The sequence below is a fragment of the Trichocoleus sp. ST-U1 genome, from assembly GCF_039961835.1.
Taxonomy (GTDB): domain Bacteria; phylum Cyanobacteriota; class Cyanobacteriia; order Cyanobacteriales; family FACHB-T130; genus FACHB-T130.
The window spans coordinates 99,013-117,112 of record NZ_JAMPJZ010000002.1 but is presented as its reverse complement, the minus strand read 5'-3'; the positions used below and the strand labels follow the sequence as shown (position 1 = coordinate 117,112).

16 protein-coding genes are annotated in these 18,100 nt (G+C 48.1%); 7 read left to right on the top strand and 9 right to left on the bottom strand.

Features of this window, described 5'->3' with window-relative positions:
- Positions 1–68: 68 nt before the first annotated feature.
- The 4 genes from NDA06_RS01665 (at position 69) to NDA06_RS01650 (ending at position 7,251) form a co-directional block, all read left to right on the top strand.
- On the top strand, positions 69–2,186 hold the full coding sequence (locus NDA06_RS01665) for a serine/threonine-protein kinase (protein WP_190984626.1): 2,118 nt from the start codon (positions 69–71) through the stop codon (positions 2,184–2,186).
- 211 nt (positions 2,187–2,397) lie between these two features.
- Positions 2,398–3,567, top strand: a complete 1,170-nt coding sequence (locus NDA06_RS01660; RefSeq protein WP_190415391.1) for an IscS subfamily cysteine desulfurase — start codon at positions 2,398–2,400, stop codon at positions 3,565–3,567.
- Between the two features lie 637 nt (positions 3,568–4,204).
- Positions 4,205–6,436, top strand: a complete 2,232-nt coding sequence (locus NDA06_RS01655) for an Rne/Rng family ribonuclease (protein WP_190415393.1) — start codon at positions 4,205–4,207, stop codon at positions 6,434–6,436.
- A gap of 215 nt (positions 6,437–6,651) precedes the next feature.
- The gene (locus NDA06_RS01650) at positions 6,652–7,251 is read left to right on the top strand and encodes a ribonuclease HII (RefSeq protein WP_199299825.1); all 600 of its coding nucleotides are present in this window, start codon (positions 6,652–6,654) and stop codon (positions 7,249–7,251) included.
- A 105-nt stretch (positions 7,252–7,356) separates the two neighbouring features.
- Here NDA06_RS01650 and NDA06_RS01645 read toward each other — a convergent pair whose 3' ends face one another.
- Complete coding sequence (locus NDA06_RS01645) at positions 7,357–7,938, bottom strand: DUF1997 domain-containing protein (protein ID WP_190984625.1); 582 nt, start codon at positions 7,936–7,938, stop codon at positions 7,357–7,359.
- A 319-nt stretch (positions 7,939–8,257) separates the two neighbouring features.
- On the opposite strand from NDA06_RS01645, the gene pheA reads away from it, so the two are divergent.
- Positions 8,258–9,103, top strand: a complete 846-nt coding sequence (pheA, locus tag NDA06_RS01640) for a prephenate dehydratase (RefSeq protein ID WP_190441043.1) — start codon at positions 8,258–8,260, stop codon at positions 9,101–9,103.
- Between the two features lie 71 nt (positions 9,104–9,174).
- Entirely contained in the window at positions 9,175–10,575 is a 1,401-nt protein-coding gene (locus NDA06_RS01635; RefSeq protein WP_190984624.1) for a hypothetical protein, read from the top strand.
- Positions 10,576–10,664: 89 nt separating this feature from the next.
- On the opposite strand, the gene NDA06_RS01630 is transcribed toward NDA06_RS01635, so the two are convergent.
- The 8 genes from NDA06_RS01630 to NDA06_RS01595 form a co-directional block, all read right to left on the bottom strand.
- A complete protein-coding gene (locus tag NDA06_RS01630) occupies positions 10,665–11,306 on the bottom strand; it encodes an LON peptidase substrate-binding domain-containing protein (protein WP_190415401.1) in 642 nt (213 codons plus the stop codon).
- 132 nt (positions 11,307–11,438) lie between these two features.
- Entirely contained in the window at positions 11,439–11,756 is a 318-nt protein-coding gene (rpsJ, locus tag NDA06_RS01625; RefSeq protein ID WP_190415403.1) for a 30S ribosomal protein S10, read from the bottom strand.
- A 173-nt stretch (positions 11,757–11,929) separates the two neighbouring features.
- Positions 11,930–13,159: an elongation factor Tu gene (tuf, locus tag NDA06_RS01620; protein ID WP_190415405.1), complete on the bottom strand. Its 1,230-nt coding sequence runs from the start codon at positions 13,157–13,159 to the stop codon at positions 11,930–11,932.
- Positions 13,160–13,258: 99 nt separating this feature from the next.
- Positions 13,259–15,334: an elongation factor G gene (gene fusA / locus NDA06_RS01615; RefSeq protein ID WP_190441036.1), complete on the bottom strand. Its 2,076-nt coding sequence runs from the start codon at positions 15,332–15,334 to the stop codon at positions 13,259–13,261.
- Between the two features lie 146 nt (positions 15,335–15,480).
- Entirely contained in the window at positions 15,481–15,951 is a 471-nt protein-coding gene (rpsG, locus tag NDA06_RS01610) for a 30S ribosomal protein S7 (protein WP_190415409.1), read from the bottom strand.
- Between the two features lie 388 nt (positions 15,952–16,339).
- Positions 16,340–16,468, bottom strand: coding sequence for a hypothetical protein (locus tag NDA06_RS01605; protein ID WP_277878243.1), 129 nt, complete (start codon positions 16,466–16,468; stop codon positions 16,340–16,342).
- 36 nt (positions 16,469–16,504) lie between these two features.
- Positions 16,505–16,882 carry a 30S ribosomal protein S12 gene (gene rpsL, locus NDA06_RS01600; protein ID WP_190415413.1) on the bottom strand — a complete coding sequence of 126 codons (378 nt, stop codon included), beginning with the start codon at positions 16,880–16,882 and terminating at the stop codon, positions 16,505–16,507.
- Positions 16,883–16,980: 98 nt separating this feature from the next.
- A complete protein-coding gene (locus NDA06_RS01595) occupies positions 16,981–17,361 on the bottom strand; it encodes an iron-sulfur cluster assembly accessory protein (protein WP_347276989.1) in 381 nt (126 codons plus the stop codon).
- A gap of 265 nt (positions 17,362–17,626) precedes the next feature.
- Between NDA06_RS01595 and NDA06_RS01590 the strand changes: the two genes are divergently transcribed.
- Positions 17,627–18,082: a CAAD domain-containing protein gene (locus tag NDA06_RS01590; RefSeq protein ID WP_190536987.1), complete on the top strand. Its 456-nt coding sequence runs from the start codon at positions 17,627–17,629 to the stop codon at positions 18,080–18,082.
- Positions 18,083–18,100 lie beyond the last annotated feature (18 nt).

The window sequence follows — 18,100 nt, the reverse complement described above, 5'->3', positions numbered from 1 at the left end:
TTCGCGTACTCTGTGGATTTCCCGATTCCCAAGGCTAAACTATCAGACAACTACACTGTACAAATGTCATGCTGGGAAAAACGCTCAGTGGTCGCTATTACATCGTCAAACACTTGGGAGGCGGGGGTTTTGGTCAAACTTACCTGGCTGAAGATTGGCAGCTACCCGGAAATCCACTGTGTGTTGTTAAGCAACTTAAACCCCAAGCTACCGACCCCTTAACTTTACAAGTATCACAGCGTTTATTCGATCGAGAAGCCCAAGTCCTCTACAAGCTGGGAAAACACGATCAAATTCCCCAACTTTTGGCTCATTTTGAACAAGAGCAAGAGTTCTATTTAGTACAAGAATTTATCGAAGGGCATGAACTCAAGCAAGAGTTACCTGTTGGTAAGCATCTGAGTGAAAATCAGGTAATGACCCTCTGTGGAGACATTTTAAAAATATTAGAATTTGTTCATCAGCAAGAGGTCATTCATCGCGATATCAAACCTTCAAATTTAATTAGGCGCAAACAAGATGGAAAGATCGTTTTAATTGACTTTGGGGCAGTTAAACAAGTTAGCGCTCAAAAAACTAACTCTGAAAGGAATACTACTTTAACGGTTGCGATTGGTTCGCCCGGTTACATGGCGAACGAACAACTCGGTGGCAAACCGCGATTTTGCAGCGATATCTATGCAGTGGGAATGATTGGTATCCAAGCAATTACAGGAATACCACCCAGCCAGTTACCAGAAGATCCGACAACCAGCGAGATGATTTGGCGGGATAAGGTACAAGTCAGCCAGCCGTTCGCCGATGTTTTAGACAAAATGGTGCGCTATGACCACCGTCAACGCTACCAAACAGCAACAGAAGCTTTGCAAGCACTTCAATGGGTTAATTCCCAAATGTCAACGGGGGCTTATCATGTGCCACCCACACAAACCCTAACGCCTCCAGCCGCCACGACTCAACCAATTGTCACTTCTACACTATTACCTCAAACCGACCCATCTCAGCCACAAACAATCCAGGATGCTGTTGCTGAGTTATCAACATCCTCGGTCGATACACCCATTAGCAATGCTGGTGTTGCGACTCCTCGAAATAAACCTCATTGGCTGATCGGAATTGGAGTCGGTCTTGCCACTGCTTTCGCGCTAACAGCGGGGATTTACTACTTTCCGAAACAAAATAATTCATCACCTTTATTACAAATTGCAAATAGTCCATCACCGTCGTTGCAACAACTTAATAATTCTTGGGATCGGGTAGAAAATATTGCTTTAGCCAATACTTTTATTGGAAATTCAAAAAATGTTTATTCGGTTGCGATTAGCCCGGATGGTCAAACCCTCGCAAGCGGTGGTGATGACAACACTATCAAGCTGTGGAATTTAGGGACGAGACAACAACTGCAAACCCTCAAAGGTCATTCAGACTGGGTTTATTCTATCGCCTTCAGCCCTGATGGGCAGAAGATAGCAAGTAGTAGTGGCGACGGAACCATTAAAGTGTGGAATTTGCAGTCTGGGCAACTACTGCAAACCCTCAAATCAGGGTCTGAAGATCGGGTTTATTCGATTGCGATTAGCCCAGATGGACAAACTCTCGCCAGTGGGAGTAAGGACAAGACAATCAAGCTGTGGAATCTGGGCACGGGGCAACTGAAAAATACTCTCAAGGGGCATTCAGGCTTTATTTTATCGGTTGCGATCGCTCAAAATGGACAAACCCTTGTCAGTGGCAGCGATGACAAAACAATCAAAGTGTGGAATCTGTCCACAGGTACCCTGATTAGCACCGTCTCTGAGCCTTCAAACAATGGTGTTCCTGCTGTCGCTATTAGCCCAGATGGTCGGATTCTCGCCACTAGCAACATTTCCGACAAAGTTTATCTATGGAATCTGCAAGAACTTTTGAAGGGTTGTAAAGGTGCACAGCCATGTAGCCCTACACGGACTATTTTTGCCCATAAAGACTATGTTAATTCGGTTGCTTTCAGTCCCGATGGGCAGACTCTCGCGAGTGGAAGTCGGGACAAGACAATCAAGCTGTGGAATCCACAAACAGGAGAGCTAAAAAGCCCGATTTCTAACCATTCAGGCGCTGTTAATTCTGTTACTTTTAGTCCTGATGGGAAAACCCTGGTCAGCAATGGTGAGGAAGGGAAAATCGAGGTTTGGCAATCGTCGCCCTAAAATATTGAGGATCTTGGGATAATTTTTCTAGAAAACCTAGAAAGCGATCGCCCTGAAACATTCACCACTTTTCTTGCAGTTTTTCTAAATCCTGGATAGTCAGACTCATGGGAACCTCCTTCTGCACCGAGCTGAGGCTACGGCTATCGTATCCTCAATCGCTAGACCTACAATTTGCCAAAATGGGATTGTGAACCATTCCACGAAACAATTGACTCAGCGCCCTATTTATCTCGATTGCCATGCAACGACACCTCTTGATGAGCGGGTGTTAGCGGCAATGCTGCCTTACTTTACCGAGCATTTTGGCAACCCTGCCAGTATTACCCATGTCTATGGCTGGGAAGCGGAAGCTGCTGTCAAACAAGCGAGAGCAATTTTGGCAGACGCGATTAACGCCACACCGGAAGAAATTGTCTTTACCAGCGGTGCGACGGAGGCAAATAATTTAGCAATTAAGGGCGTCGCGGAAGCTTATTTTCAAAAAGGACGCCACATTATTGCTGTAGAGACGGAACATAATGCGGTTCTCGATCCTTGTGATTATTTGCGATCGCTTGGTTTTGAGGTGACTTTCCTCCCCGTCCAAAGCGATGGACTTATTGATTTAACCCAGTTAGAGAAAGCGATTCGTCCGGACACGATTTTAGTTTCGGTGATGGCGGCGAATAACGAAATTGGGACTATACAGCCGTTGGCAGAAATTGGAGCAATTTGTCGCCAGCATCAGGTACTTTTCCATACGGATGCAGCCCAAGCAATTGCCAAAATTCCCCTAGATGTAGCGGCGATGAACATCGATCTGATGTCAATGACTGCCCATAAAGTCTATGGTCCGAAAGGAATCGGCGCTCTTTATGTCCGACGCCGCAACCCTAGAGTTCAAATGGCACCCCAAATGCATGGAGGCGGACATGAGCGGGGGATGCGCTCTGGTACTCTTTATACACCGCAAATTGTTGGGTTTGCTAAGGCAGTAGAACTCGGACTCACGGAAATGGAATCGCAGACGCAACGCCTCGTCCAGTTGCGGGAACGCCTATGGCAGCAACTGAGCGGTTTGACAGGGATTCATTTAAATGGACATCCGACCCAGCGATTACCAGGAAACCTTAATATCAGTGTCGAGGGTGTAGATGGAGCAGCGCTCTTGCTGGGATTGCAACCAGTAGTGGCAGTGTCTTCTGGATCGGCTTGTACCTCTGTCAAAGTGTCTCCCTCTCACGTTCTGACGGCGCTGGGACGCTCGGAACTTTTGGCTTATGCGTCGGTGCGGTTTGGGATTGGACGGCAGAATACCGCGGAGGAGATCGATCGAGTCGCACAGCACGCGATCGCGACGATTTCCAGTCTGCGTAGACAAGCTTCGATTGTCGGTTAAGCAACCAAATCTGCAAACTTAGGCTGAGAAAGTTCTGGCTAACGCCACTGCCAATCTAAGTTACGTCCGATCGGCGTAACAGCGCGATATAATACATCACAATAGAAGCAATTGCGGATCGAGGCTCCATCGGGTTGCCCCTCGTGTGAACCTGTCATGGTGGCGCTCGCGCAGCTAGCTTTTCTTTGAGACTTTCTGTTCATTCTTGGCAAAGTCCAGCGTTCAACCTTTTTGAAAAAGGATGGCACTGGCAACTTAAATTCATCGGGGAAGAGTTGACCCAGCTTGTCGGTTACTGATTCCAGTGACTATGGGCGATCGCACCTTTATTCTCTCTAGGTAGGGGCGGGTTTAGAATCTATCCCTGCTGTCATTGAACCAGAAGGTAAAACAAAACCGGCCCGTACAGAGTTGTTTCAGGCTGACACTGTTATTTTTTTTGAGCAAAAGTGAGAGTCACCTCGAAAGGATGAAGGATGTGGGGCGTAGACCGAAGGTCTTCTCGAAGAGCCGCTCTTCGTTGTACCTCGAAGGGTACGGAAGGATAAATGAATACATTCCATTCCGCCTTCTGCCAGTGAGCAACTTCCGCCTGTCTGTTGTGCTATCAGCTTGCTGCAAATTTTGAGGAAATTGAATGCCAAAGCAAATTATCATCGCAGAGCAGCATCGAATCGCTGCCGTATTTTGGGAAGATCAAATTCAAGAACTCGTCGTTGCGACTGGCAACCATCAAGTTGGAGACATTTATCTGGGCGTTGTTGAAAATGTCTTACCTGGGATAGATGCCGCCTTTGTAAACATTGGAGATACAGAGCGCAATGGCTTTATTCATGTTACTGACTTGGGTCCGTTGCGGCTAAAACGCTCTGCGGGTGCGATTACAGAACTGCTGACACCCCAGCAGAAAGTCTTGGTACAAGTGATGAAAGAGCCGACGGGCAACAAAGGCCCCCGGCTTACCGGAAACGTCAGCTTACCCGGACGCTATGTAGTGTTGATGCCCTTCGGACGGGGTGTAAGTCTGTCTCGGCAAATCAAGAGTGAGAGCGAACGCAACCGCCTAAGAGCGTTAGCGGTTCTGATTAAACCCGCAGGTATGGGGCTGATCGTGCGGACAGAAGCAGAAGGACGCTCGGAAGAAGCCATCATTGAAGATTTAGAGTCTCTGCAAAAACAGTGGGAGGCAATTCAGCAAGAGGTAAACTCCACCAGGGCACCAGCGCTGTTGAATCGAGACGATGATTTCATTCAGCGCGTCCTGCGAGATATGTACAGTGCGGAAGTCAATCGCATTGTGGTAGATTCCCACACGGGAGTCAAACGAGTTAAGCAATACTTACTTAGCTGGAGCGGAGGGCGATCGCCTGAAGGGGTTTTGATCGACCATCACCGCGAGCGTCTCCCGATTTTAGAATACTTCCGCGTCAATGCCGCGATTCGAGAAGCCCTCAAGCCCAGAGTTGATCTTCCTTCTGGTGGCTACATTATCATTCAACCGACGGAAGCATTGACGGTCATCGATGTTAACTCCGGTTCCTTTACCCGCTCCGCAACAGCCCGCGAAACAGTTCTTTGGACAAACAGCGAGGCAGCAACGGAAATTGCCCGCCAACTGCGGCTTCGGAATATCGCCGGTGTGATTATTGTTGACTTTATTGACATGGATCAGCGGCGAGACCAGCTGCAAGTGCTGGAACACTTTAACAAAGCACTGAAAGTAGATAAAGCAAGACCGCAGATTGCTCAACTCTCAGAACTCGGCTTAGTAGAACTGACCCGCAAGCGCCAAGGTCAAAATATTTACGAATTGTTTAGTCAGGCGTGCCCGACCTGCGGCGGCTTGGGGCATCAAGTTCGCCTTCCCGGTGAGCCTGCCCGAAATGGCGGGGAAATTTCCGAGCATTCTGTGCCAGTGCCTGTAAGGGAAGTCCGGACGGCACCTTATCGAAACGAACGAAACGAACGAAACGAACTTGGCGTCCGGGAAATGCCCCTCCCAGACATCCGTGAAAGTCGCAGCGAAGCCCTAGATTTAGCTGTTGATGATGATGATGATGATGACGCAATGGATTTGATGCATCATCCCAGTTATCAGGAACGGGGAGGAGTCAATAACAATAATCGCCGTCGTCGTCGCCGCCGTATTGGCGAACCTCCTGCAAGAGAGGAAATCACTAAAAATCCCGTTCGAGTCTCGACTTCTCCGCCACTAGTGAATCATTTCAGACAGAGTCCGGTGGCAGAACCAGAAGTATCGAGAGATACCGAGGTATTTACAGCAGCGCCATTGCCCGTTTTACCCGCTGTGGAAGAAGGTCGTCGGGCGTCAAGACCGGAGCGACCTAAACCTTCCAGGCAGGAAGTTGAACCGCCGGAGATTGTTTCGATTGAAATGACCCCAGAGCAACAAGATATCTATGCTTTAATGGGAATTTCTCCGTTGGTACTCCTGAATCGGCAGGTCAAAAATCCTAAATCAGCGATTGTTTCTGTCACCTTACCCGGAGAGTCTGCCCAAACTGCACATGCACCGTCTGTAGAACCAAGCAGGGAAGCTGTCAGCGTCATAGATAACATCATAGATAGGGATATTCCTGGCGTAGAGTCCGCGCTTGACGAGAAATTCTCTTATATATCCTCCGCCTACGAGGAAGATGAGATGAGAGATGGGGGAGATGAGACAACGGACGAGGAACCACCAACTCAGTTGGTGATGCCTGTGGTGATGTCCGAACCAGAAGCCCCTAGGGAAGAAGACACTGTGGAGAGTGCTTCTTCTGCATCCTCTAATGAAGCCGAAAGTAGCCCCGTGATAAACCGGCGGCGTCGTCGTCGGTCTTCTGCAACGGAGGCTTCTGAAGGCTGAAGGATGTTAGCGAAGCGGCGCTAATGCGCCGGATGAAGGATGAAACGAGAAAGACTGTAGGTATTTACCTAAAAATTCAGTTCCATACTGTTATGATTCATCCTTCATTCGTCAGAAGCTAAATTCTCAAGGAGTCAAAGATCGTGTCGCCGGAAGTGCAAAATGCCCCCGCCGTCGTAAAGCGAATCCGTAAACCGAATTTCAACCTAGCGGATCTGCCAGAGTTAGCTGGCGATTGGGAACTGGTTGCCGGTGTGGATGAAGTGGGGCGCGGAGCCTTATTTGGGCCGGTGGTGGCGGCGGCTGTAATTCTACCCAAGTCTGCTTTTGAGGAACTTGCAGCCGCTGGGGTTAGAGACAGCAAACAGCTGTCTAGCTATCGGCGCAGCAAACTGGCAGAACACATTCAAGCGATCGCGCTTGACTGGAAAATCGGCTATGCCAACAATCAGGAAATTGACCAGATCAACATCTTGCAGGCGTCGTTATTGGCGATGAAGCGGGCTGTCACTAAGCTAAAGGTGCAGCCGCAGATGTGTCTGGTTGATGGGAAGTGGTCGCTGCCAGACTTGGCGGTACCGCAACAGAATCTTGTGAAGGGTGATGAGCGATCGCTGGTCATTGCTGCGGCCAGCATTGTTGCCAAAGTGTGGCGCGACGACTTAATCATGCGTTTCGCCACCCAGTATCCTGCCTATCATTTAGCAGCTAATAAAGGTTACGGTACTGCTCCGCATCTCTTAGCTCTGCAACAATACGGTCCTTCGCGCTTGCATCGAATGTCTTTTAGTCCCTGTCGGGTGGGTAATCAATAAAAACAATTTACTGATGCCCTACTCCTGAGCAATTGAGTACAAGCGGGTTTATCCAAACATATTGCTGAGACAACAGATAAAACGAGCAAAACCGCTCTAATAATTTCAAAACTCAAAACTTTCGGAAGGCTGATTGCTAATTGCAGAGGACTGAGAATTAGTAGCGTTTGCCCACCGACGATAGTCTAAAAGTAACTGATGCATCAATCGTTGTTTGATAGTTAACAGTACACTTTTGAGTAGAGCATTTCCAGTCGCTTCTAAAAACGGCTTAGGGGTAAACAAAAAAGGCGGCGGCAGCTCTACTTTGACCTCTAAATCTGCTTTTCCTTTGAGATGAGTTGTTCCATTCAATTCGCACGGAGAAAGCTTACCAATTAAATTGAGAGCAAAGCGTTGGTTGATATATTCAACACCACGCAGTTCGCAATTTGTAGATGTTAAATGAACTGTTCCATCCGACTCTGCCCATACTCTTAAATCCACAATTGGTTGAATGCTCAGGGTCATAAAGCTTAAGGGACGCATTTTCAAACGAAAAAGCTCGTCACTGAGTTGTTCAATTCGAGTCGGATCGACTAGAGCCTCCACAAGACGTTGGGGCTGGCGCAAATAATGCTGAATGGGAACAGGTTGTTCCGGAACAGCAATTTGAACAGATTGGGAGGCAACAAATTGAGTTTGCATGAGAGGATGGTAACAGAATGTAATTCTGTACGCTAAATTAAATTAATTTTACTTTACAGTTCTTAAAAAAGCGGACAGAATTTTTTCTGGAGCTAAAACCCGTCCTAGTAAAGAAGGCATCAACTAAAGCATTTTGTAATTATAAAAATTTATGAAGCAGATCTCCTCTTTCGGAGGCATAAGAAATAGACACTGGGATAGGGCATAAAGTAGCTCCACTCTATCCCTTGCGAGGGACAGCCTCGTTAGCACCGACTTTCTGAGAAAGGTAAAAAAGGTGTCAGAATGACTATCACGGAAAAATAAAGGGCTAGCTTTAATGGTCGTATCCGTTGCACACTTAGGACCTCCTGGCACTTACGCAGAAGCCGCTGCTTTGGCTTATGTTAGCTGGCTAACCCAGATGGGAAAGGAAGCGTTGTTATGTCCCTATCCCAGCATTGCTCAGACACTCCGAGCCGCAGCACAGGGACAAGTGGATCTAGCTGTGGTGCCGGTAGAAAATTCGGTTGAGGGCAGTGTTACGACAACGTTGGATACCCTGTGGCAGTTAGATACGCTGCAAATTCAACAAGCTTTGGTACTGCCAATTTCTCATGCTCTGATGTCACGAGCGCCGAATTTAGAGGCAATTCAGACCGTTTATTCTCACCCACAGGCTTTGGCTCAGTGCCAGGGGTGGCTGGAGCGGTTTCTGCCGCAGGTGCAGCTGGTGCCAACAAATGCGACGACAGAGGCGCTACAGTATCTGGATGAGGACAAAACAGCGGGAGCGATCGCTTCCTCTAGAGCTGCTCAACTCTACAATCTACCGATTCTGGTTTGCCCGATTAATGATTATGTTGACAACTACACGCGGTTCTGGGTGCTGAGTTTACAACCCGCTACTGGAGGCAATTGTACTTCTTTGGCGTTCAGCGTTCCTGCCAATGTACCTGGGGCACTCGCCAAACTGCTTCAAGTGTTTGCCAGTCGTGACATTAACTTGAGTCGAATTGAATCTCGCCCGACGAAGCGGAGTCTTGGCGACTATCTGTTCTTTATTGACTTGGAAGCGAACACTACAGAGGCATCGGTTCAATCCGCGTTAGAAGAATTATCCACTTATACCGAAACGCTCAAAATCTTTGGTAGCTATTCAATTCTGCCGGTAGGGAAACTCTAGTCTTGGGACTGTAGTCTTTAAAACTCAAACCAGACGCTATATCGAGCGTCTCTACAAAATCCCAAACTTTTATGTTTCAATCTGCTCAAGGCATTCCCGGATTGCCCGATTTAACGCATCCGGCTGAGCTAATGAAATTTGGGGGGCAGGTACTGAGTACCTTCCTCATCATTGTGTTTCTAGTTGGTGCGTTGGGAATTGCGATCGCGCTGCTAAATTTCTCTCTCCGTCGAGATCAACCAGAACAAGCGATTTTCATGGGTGAGTGGGTTGTTCGCTACTCCCGATTACTGCGAAGTCTACCCCACGCTGCCTTGGTTTTAATTCTCATGGTAGGAGGATTTTTTCTTAGCTCAACTTTAGGCAATCGGTACCACCACTGGGAACAAGCACGGGTCGCTCAGGTAGCTGCCAGTGTTGCCGGTGACAGGCTAGAGCAACCTGCACCCCAAGTGCGCTATGTCCTCAAAGAGCCTTACACTTATACCACTCAAGTTGAGGGTAAAATCGTCAAAGTCAACGATACGCGAGAAGTTAGCCGTTTGCTAACTCTGAGCGAATCGCAAGTTCAGGTAAAAATTGACCAAAGCACAGATGCCCAAGATCGTCGCGCAATTTATCGCGTTGACTACAGTGCCGATTATAAAGTTACCAACCCGCTGACCGATGTTAGCAATTTTTTCTTTGAAGTCCCGCCGCCTGCCGGTTACTCACTGCTGCAAAGCTATAAGGTAGAGCGGGACGGGACTCGCCTCCAGCAAGCAAATCCCGGTGACTATGGTTTTCCATTCCGTCTCGAACCTGGACAAGTAGCTAGTTTTAAAGTCAGCTATAAAGCTCAAGGCGGGCCGCGCTGGGTTTATAGTGCCACCGGGCAATTACTCTCCAATTTCCGCCTCACCGCGCTGGCGAACTTCCCTGGAGCGGATTTTGCTAGTGGGATTATCCCCACAGAAAGTAAGGTTGAGGGACAAGGCACTCGATTCACCTGGGTATTTGACGACAACGTTTCAGTCCAAAATCCATTTGGTGTCTTTACTTCGACTGGCCCAATTCGCAACACAGGTATCCTTCCCCGGTTGCTGTTACTCGCACCAGCCGTATTCTTGTGGTGGATATTATTGCTTTATATGTCGCTACCCATGAGCCTCAGAAATGTAGCGATCGCTGGCGGTATTTTCTTCGCTTGTCTGCTAACTTTGACTTATCTTAGCCGCCTGATTGATGTCAAGCTGGCTTGGACTCTCATCTCTATCGTCTTGCTAGCCTTAGCGTGGGGATTGGGGTCAAACCGCCGTGCGTCTCTTGCCGCCGTCATTTGCACGATTGCTGGTGCGGTTGTGCCAGTCTTAGGACTCGTCGTTCCTTACACGGGACTCACTCTCAGCGTAGCCGCTCTCTTGGGCGCTGTATGGCTTGCAGTTCGTCACTGGTATGGCTGGTATGACTTGCGAGCAGATGCTCGTGTTTAGTCCTTAGTCATTAGTTCTGAATCAGTGATTAGTTAAGGTTTTTGCACTGAACTAATCCTTGAAGACTAATGACTAACAACTAATGAAACTTACTGGAGCGCATCTTTGAGGACGGTACGAGCCGCGAGATGATTGCGAGTAGAAGTGAGAATTTCGGCTTCTCGCTCTAGGCGGGTTGTCGTATCTTGCATTTCCAGAAGGGCTTGCTGTTCAGATGCCACCCCGTAAAGATTGCTGGCAACCCAGTAGGATAATTCTCTGGGGAGGGTGGGCAAGTCTTCTGGTAGCTCCATGTCTTGGTCGGTCAACTTGGATGAGAGCCGTACCACATCTCTGAGCAGTTGTTCAACCTCAGAGGCTAAGGTTCTGAGGTCTTTTTCTGGTGGATGGTCTTCAATCCATTCCACCAAACCGACGCGATAAGGCTTTTCGCGGACGTACTCTAAGACCCTAAACCGCTGCTGTCCCAAGGTCAAGATTTTCATTCGGTCATCGGGAAGACGCTGGAAGTGGATAATTTCAGCGCAGCATCCCACGGCAGCTGGTTTACTTTGAACTGGGTCCCACATCAAAACCCCAAAACGGCGATCGCTCTCCAGAATCGTGTTCATCATGATTCGGTAGCGAAATTCAAAAATATGTAGCGGTAAAGGTCTCCCTGGAAATAGCACCACTTCGGGCAGTGGAAACAGGGGGAGTTCTCGAACTGCGATTGAGGAAGAGGATGCCATTGTCCCTATACTTGCTGTACGTGCGATTCTTTACTTACTTTAACCGATCTCTTTCCTAGAATCCCAACGACGAAGCCCTTTAGAGGTATCTCTAAAGGGCTTCGTCAAATGCAGACTCACAAGAGCGTGTATTTAAAGTTTGACTTCAATATCAACGCCTGCTGGCAAATCCAGTTTCATCAAAGCGTCAATTGTCTTGGAGGTAGGCTGATAAATGTCAATGATGCGGCGGTGAGTCCGAGTTTCAAAATGTTCCCGCGAATCCTTATCAACGTGAGGAGAGCGCAAAAGACAGTAAATTTTCTTCCGGGTTGGTAAGGGAATGGGGCCAATAGCTGTTGCCTGTGTCCGGTTTGCCGTATCGACAATCTTTTCGCAAGAGGTGTCAAGCAAACGCCGGTCAAAAGCCTTCAAGCGAATGCGAATTTTTTGCTGCTGGATAGTTGCCATTTTCAGTTGTCCAGGTTCTAATTAGTGGTTATTTGTTAGGTTTTAGTTGTTACTAGGACGGCGGTTTTTTGCCGTACACGTACAGCTCTTGGAGTTTAGCATCTGATTTCAAGGACACAGATAAGGAGCAGAAAAGCATATGCTTCTCTGCTCCTTATTTGTTGGTCAAAATCCTACTTTAGGATCTTGGAGACGACGCCAGCACCAATGGTGCGACCGCCTTCACGAATCGCGAAGCGCATCCCTTGCTCAATTGCGATCGCGTTGATCAACTCAACGGTCATTTTGATCCGGTCTCCTGGCATCACCATCTCGGCGTTAGAGCCATCATCCGAGGTGAAAGCTTTGATGGTTCCAGTTACGTCGGTTGTCCGCACGTAGAACTGAGGACGATAGCCAGCAAAAAACGGTGTTTTCCGACCGCCTTCTTTTTCCTGAAGGATGTACACTTCAGACTCAAACTGAGTGTGAGGAGTAATTGTACCAGGCTTGGCTAGCACCATACCTCGCTCAATATCTTCCTTCTTCAAACCCCGAAGTAGAACGCCGACGTTATCGCCAGCCATCCCTTCATCCAAGGTCTTCTGGAACATTTCCACGCCAGTTACTGTTGTGCTGCGAGTGTCTCGAATTCCCACCAGCTCAACAGTTTCCCCAACTTTGACTTTGCCCCGCTCAATCCGACCAGTCGCAACGGTACCGCGCCCTGAGATGGAGAATACGTCTTCCACAGCCATCAGGAAGGGCTTATCAATATCCCGCTCTGGAGTAGGAATGTAAGCATCGACCTCATCCATCAACTTGTAGATTTTATCTACCCACTCATTCTCACCCCGTGGGGTCTTGGGATTGGCAGCCATCGCTTCCAACGCTTGTAGCGCCGAGCCGGCGACGATGGGAATATTGTCACCGTCGAATTCATAAGAACTTAGCAGTTCCCGGACTTCCAGTTCTACCAGTTCCAACAATTCTTCATCGTCCACCATGTCTTGCTTGTTCAAGAAGACAACTAGCCGGGGAACGCCAACTTGCTTAGCCAGGAGGATGTGTTCCCGCGTCTGAGGCATGGGGCCATCTGCCGCCGACACCACCAGAATGGCACCATCCATTTGAGCTGCACCCGTGATCATGTTCTTCACATAGTCCGCGTGACCTGGGCAGTCCACGTGGGCATAGTGGCGAGATTCGGTTTCATACTCAACGTGGGCGGTATTGATGGTAATACCGCGAGCCTTTTCCTCCGGCGCTGCATCAATGTCGGCATAACCCTTTGCTTTCGCCCGACCCATTGCTGCCAGAGTCATCGTAATGGCAGCGGTTAAGGTCGTTTTACCGTGGTCAACGTGACCAATCGTGCCGATATTGACGTGGGGTTTAGTGCGTTCAAACTTTGCGCGTGCCATGTATTACCTGTTCCTTTTTCCTTTTTCCTTTGCCAGTTGTCAGTTGTCAGTTGTCAGTTGGCTTTTCTACTGACAACTGACCAAAGACTACAGACCGATTTATGTGTTCCCTTTGCTCTTGGCGATGATGGTTTCAGCCACGTTGCGAGGAACTTCTTCGTAATGGCTAAACTCCATTGAGAAGATACCCCGCCCTTGAGTCATCGACCGGATATCCGTCGCATAGCCAAACATCTCTGCAAGCGGAACTTTGGCTGTTACTCTTGTAATGCCTTGTTCCGAGTTCATGCCTTCAATCTGACCGCGACGGGAGTTGAGGTTTCCCATCACATCCCCAAGGAAGTTTTCTGGAGCTTCCACCTCAACTTTCATCATAGGCTCCAATAGCACTGGTGAAGCCTTCATTACAGCTTCTTTAATCGCCATTGAGCCTGCGATTTTGAAAGCCATTTCTGAGGAATCCACCTCGTGGTAAGAGCCATCCACCATCGTTGCCTTGAGGTCAATCACCGGATATCCAGCTACAATACCCGATTCGCAGGCTTCTTTCATCCCTTGCTCTGCTGGGTTGATGTACTCTTTAGGTACTATACCCCCAACAATTTTGGAGACAAACTCGAAACCAGTCCCCGGCTCTCCAGGCTCTACTTGAATCACAACGTGACCGTACTGACCTTTGCCACCGCTCTGACGGATAAATTTCCCTTCAGCTTTGACAGCCTTGCGAATGGTTTCGCGGTAGGCAACTTGCGGCGCACCAACGTTGGCTTCTACTTTGAATTCTCGCATCATCCGATCTACGAGAATCTCTAGGTGCAGTTCGCCCATCCCCGCAATTACTGTCTGGTTGGTTTCTGGGTCAATATGAACTCGGAACGTCGGGTCTTCTTCTGAGAGCGATTGCAGAGCCTTGGAGAGCTTCTCCATATCCTGCTTAGTTTTGGGTTCCACTGCTACGGATATTACAGGTTCTGGTATAAACAGAGACTCCAGAATCACTGGTGAGTTTTCGTCACAGATGGTATCGCCCGTATAGGTTTCTTTCAGACCTAAAGCTGCACCTAAGTCACCAGCCCGCATTTCATCTACTTCGATTCGTTCGTCAGCTTTGAGAACGATCAAGCGGGAGATGCGTTCCTTTTTATCCTTGGTTGAGTTGAGGATGTAACTGCCTTTTTTGATCACGCCAGAATATACCCGAATGAATGTCAAGCGTCCATAGGGGTCTGCCATAATCTTGAAAGCTAAAGCAGCCGCTGGTTCGTCATCGCTAGCGTGCCTTACTACCTCAGTGCCATCTGGCAATAGTCCTTGAATTGGAGGAACGTCAATAGGAGCGGGTAGATAATCTACCACGGCATCCAACAGCAGCTGGACACCCTTATTTTTAAAGGCAGAACCACACAACAGCGGGACAATTGTGCCAGCAATTGTGCCTTTACGCAACGCCTTTTGAATCTCTGGTTCGGTCAGTTCTTCGCCTTCCAAATATTTTTCCGTCAGGGCATCATCGGTTTCTGCTACAGATTCGATGAGCTTAGTGCGGTACTCTTGGGCTACCTCCTGAAGGTTTGCAGGAATGTCTATTTCCTCAATTTCTTTGCCCTGATCGTCTTTGTAGAGGTAGGCTCGCATCCGAACTAGGTCTACAATTCCCTCAAAGTTGCTTTCAGCACCAATAGGAATTTGAATGGGGACAGCATTTGCCCGCATGCGATCGCGTATCTGGTTATAAACTTTGTAAAAGTTCGCTCCAGTCCGATCCATTTTGTTGATAAAAGCGATCCGAGGCACCTTATACCGATCTGCCTGTCGCCATACAGTCTCAGATTGAGGCTGCACGCCTCCCACCGAGCAGAACACAGCAATCACGCCATCTAACACCCGCATTGAACGTTCTACTTCAATCGTGAAGTCTACGTGACCAGGGGTATCAATGATGTTGATTTGGTGATTTCGCCAGCTCGTGCTAATCGCAGCGGCGGTAATGGTAATACCTCTTTCCCGCTCTTGCTCCATCCAGTCAGTCGTTGCTGTGCCTTCGTGGACTTCGCCAATTTTATGAACGATACCGGAATAGAACAGAATCCTTTCTGTTGTTGTTGTCTTGCCCGCATCAATATGGGCAGCAATTCCGATGTTGCGTGTTCTCTCTAGCGGGACGGTACGTGCCACAGCTACCTCCTTCCTCTGTGCCGCATAGCTAGTAATGTGCTATGCGTTCTATCTCGTTTAAAATTGTATACTTTATTTAAGATTTTCAGCTCGTACAGACGCGAGCAAAACAGTCGCAATAACCGATCTCGCGTCTGTAGTAGTGCTTAGTATCGATAGTGGGCAAACGCCTTATTCGCTTCAGCCATTCGGTGAGTTTCTTCGCGTTTGCGAATCGCATTCCCTGTCTCATTAGCGGCATCAAGCAGCTCATTTGCGAGCTTCCCAGCCATTGTGCGGCCTGGGCGAGAACGAGCAAACTGAATTAGCCAACGCAGCGCTAGCGCAGTTCCACGGTCAGGGCGGACTTCCATTGGCACCTGGTAGGTTGCACCACCCACTCGACGAGCCTTGACTTCCACCAAAGGGGTCGCATTCCGAACTGCTTTCTCAAAAGTCTCTAGGGGATCTGCTCCAATCCGTTCTTCGATGGTTTTTAGCGCATCATAGATAATCCCAGTCGCAATAGATTTCTTGCCACTATGCATAATCCGCCGCACCATCATACTGACAAGACGGCTGTTATACATCGAATCAGGGGGAACAGGACGCTTTTTAACAACGGTACGACGAGACATACTAAGCCTTCAATGAATAAAATACAGAATTTTTACGATCCCTCCCAATGTTCGTGCCTGAGATGGGATTTTTTTCAACAAGTCTTTGCGGGTTCTAGAGAGCCGCCTTCTACTAAGGTAGAGATTTCGCCCGACTGTGAAACTCTTCCCTACCTACATTGAGGACATTGAGGTTTTCCCTAAATGCCAGCAACGGTTGTCTCCCTGGCGCATTAATTTCCCAATTTTTTGGTTTGAGGAACTGAAGCAACCTTCTACGGATTTAGATACATCCTACTGGATTCGCATACACTCGCTTTAACGGGTGCTTATCTACGTGTTTACAACATCTCTGATGCGTCTTCCCGCACGGAATCCAGTAAAAACATCCTCAATCCAACTCTACCACCTATACCGGGGGTTCATCGGCATCCGCTCGTAAGCGGATATCTTCACACATTTCCTGTGCAATTGGCACGAGATTCGGGAGCTTTCGAGCCGTATGAGCGTTTTGTCTTTTCTGCAAAACGGAAGCCATCAATTGTGACTGTACCAATGCAGATAGGCACTCCGCTTACTTTGCCTTGGGACGTTTTGTACCGTACTTAGAACGACCCTGACGGCGATCCTTAACCCCAGCGGTATCTAAGGTTCCGCGAATAATATGGTAACGGACTCCGGGCAAGTCCTTAACCCGTCCCCCCCGAATCATCACAACCGAGTGTTCTTGCAAATTGTGACCGATACCAGGAATATATGCCGTTACTTCAAAACCTGAAGTCAAACGGACTCTTGCCACTTTCCGCAGGGCTGAGTTTGGCTTTTTAGGCGTCGTTGTATATACTCTGGTGCAGACACCACGACGTTGCGGGCAGCTTTTTAGGGCTGGTGACTTAGTTTTCTTCTGTGTACTTAGGCGCTCGTTACGAATGAGCTGCTGGATTGTGGGCATGAGTTACTGGGGTTACTGAATCCTTGCTAGTTCCAAATGCAGACAAATTCTGAGTGTATCATCTGTCAGGGGTTCTGTCAATTTAAAGGAGCTGGAAATTAAGCTTCTGGGGTGGCAGAGTCGGCAAGCGGCTCATTAATAGAGAAAGAATTACCGCAACCACAACTTTCTTTAGCGTTTGGGTTGTGGAAGCGAAACCCGCCACCCATGAGATCCTCTGAGTAATCTAAGGTGAGGCCATTGAGGTAGGCTAGGCTTTGAGCATCAACCAATACTCTAATGCCATTGCATTCATACAGTCTATCGTCCGGCTTCACAGATTCATCAAAGCTGAAAGTATAGGAAATGCCAGAACAACCACCTGATTGAACTGCTAGACGAAATAATAGAGCGTTGGCGTTTTGACGCTTGGATTGCAAACGCTTTATTTCACTAGCTGCTGCTTGAGTGAGATCGATAGTGGACTGAGTGAGTTTCACAGAGCTTTCTATAAAGTGCTGAACCAATGCTACAGCCGGTTGCGGGAAAGCTTGTCAATTTTTAAAGGAGAAAATCGAGCGTTCGGTGTTCCAGCTTGGTAGTTTTGCTACTTGTACCTCAGGATGCTTGATTTTTATCACCCCAATAGATAATAACTTGGTAGCAGAGTCTGTTCTTCACTTTTTGATTAGAAAAAGCAGAACTAGAAGAAACACTCCCATAACCAACCAAGACATCAAGTTGTTGTCATTCCCAAAAATTGATATGAATCCTGAAACTCCCTCTTCTGAAAGTAGGCTTGAATCTGAAAATCCTTCAGTAGAAGTCAATGTACAAAACGTAGAAGGAACACCTTCGGAGTTACAAGTGTCGTCTACTCAAGCCTATACTGGGCAAGTACAGCAGGTGTGGGCACAAATCGCTAGGTTTTTAGAAAAGATGCCAAGTTATGCGGGCAACTTTTTTTCCTCCTACCAGCGATCGCTCATTACCCTTGGACTACTCTTAGCAGTGTTAGTCACATTAAGAATAACAGTGGCTTTGCTAACAGCGATTCATAGCTTGCCGTTGATAGCGCCAACCCTACAGCTGATTGGCATCGGATATACGGCTTGGTTCGTTTATCGTTACTTACTTACTGCTGAAAGCCGCAAAGAACTATCTCAAGACTTCCAGACCTTAAAACAGCAAGTTTTGGGCAGAGGAGCTTCAAACACCTAAGCGTCCTAATCTTCGATT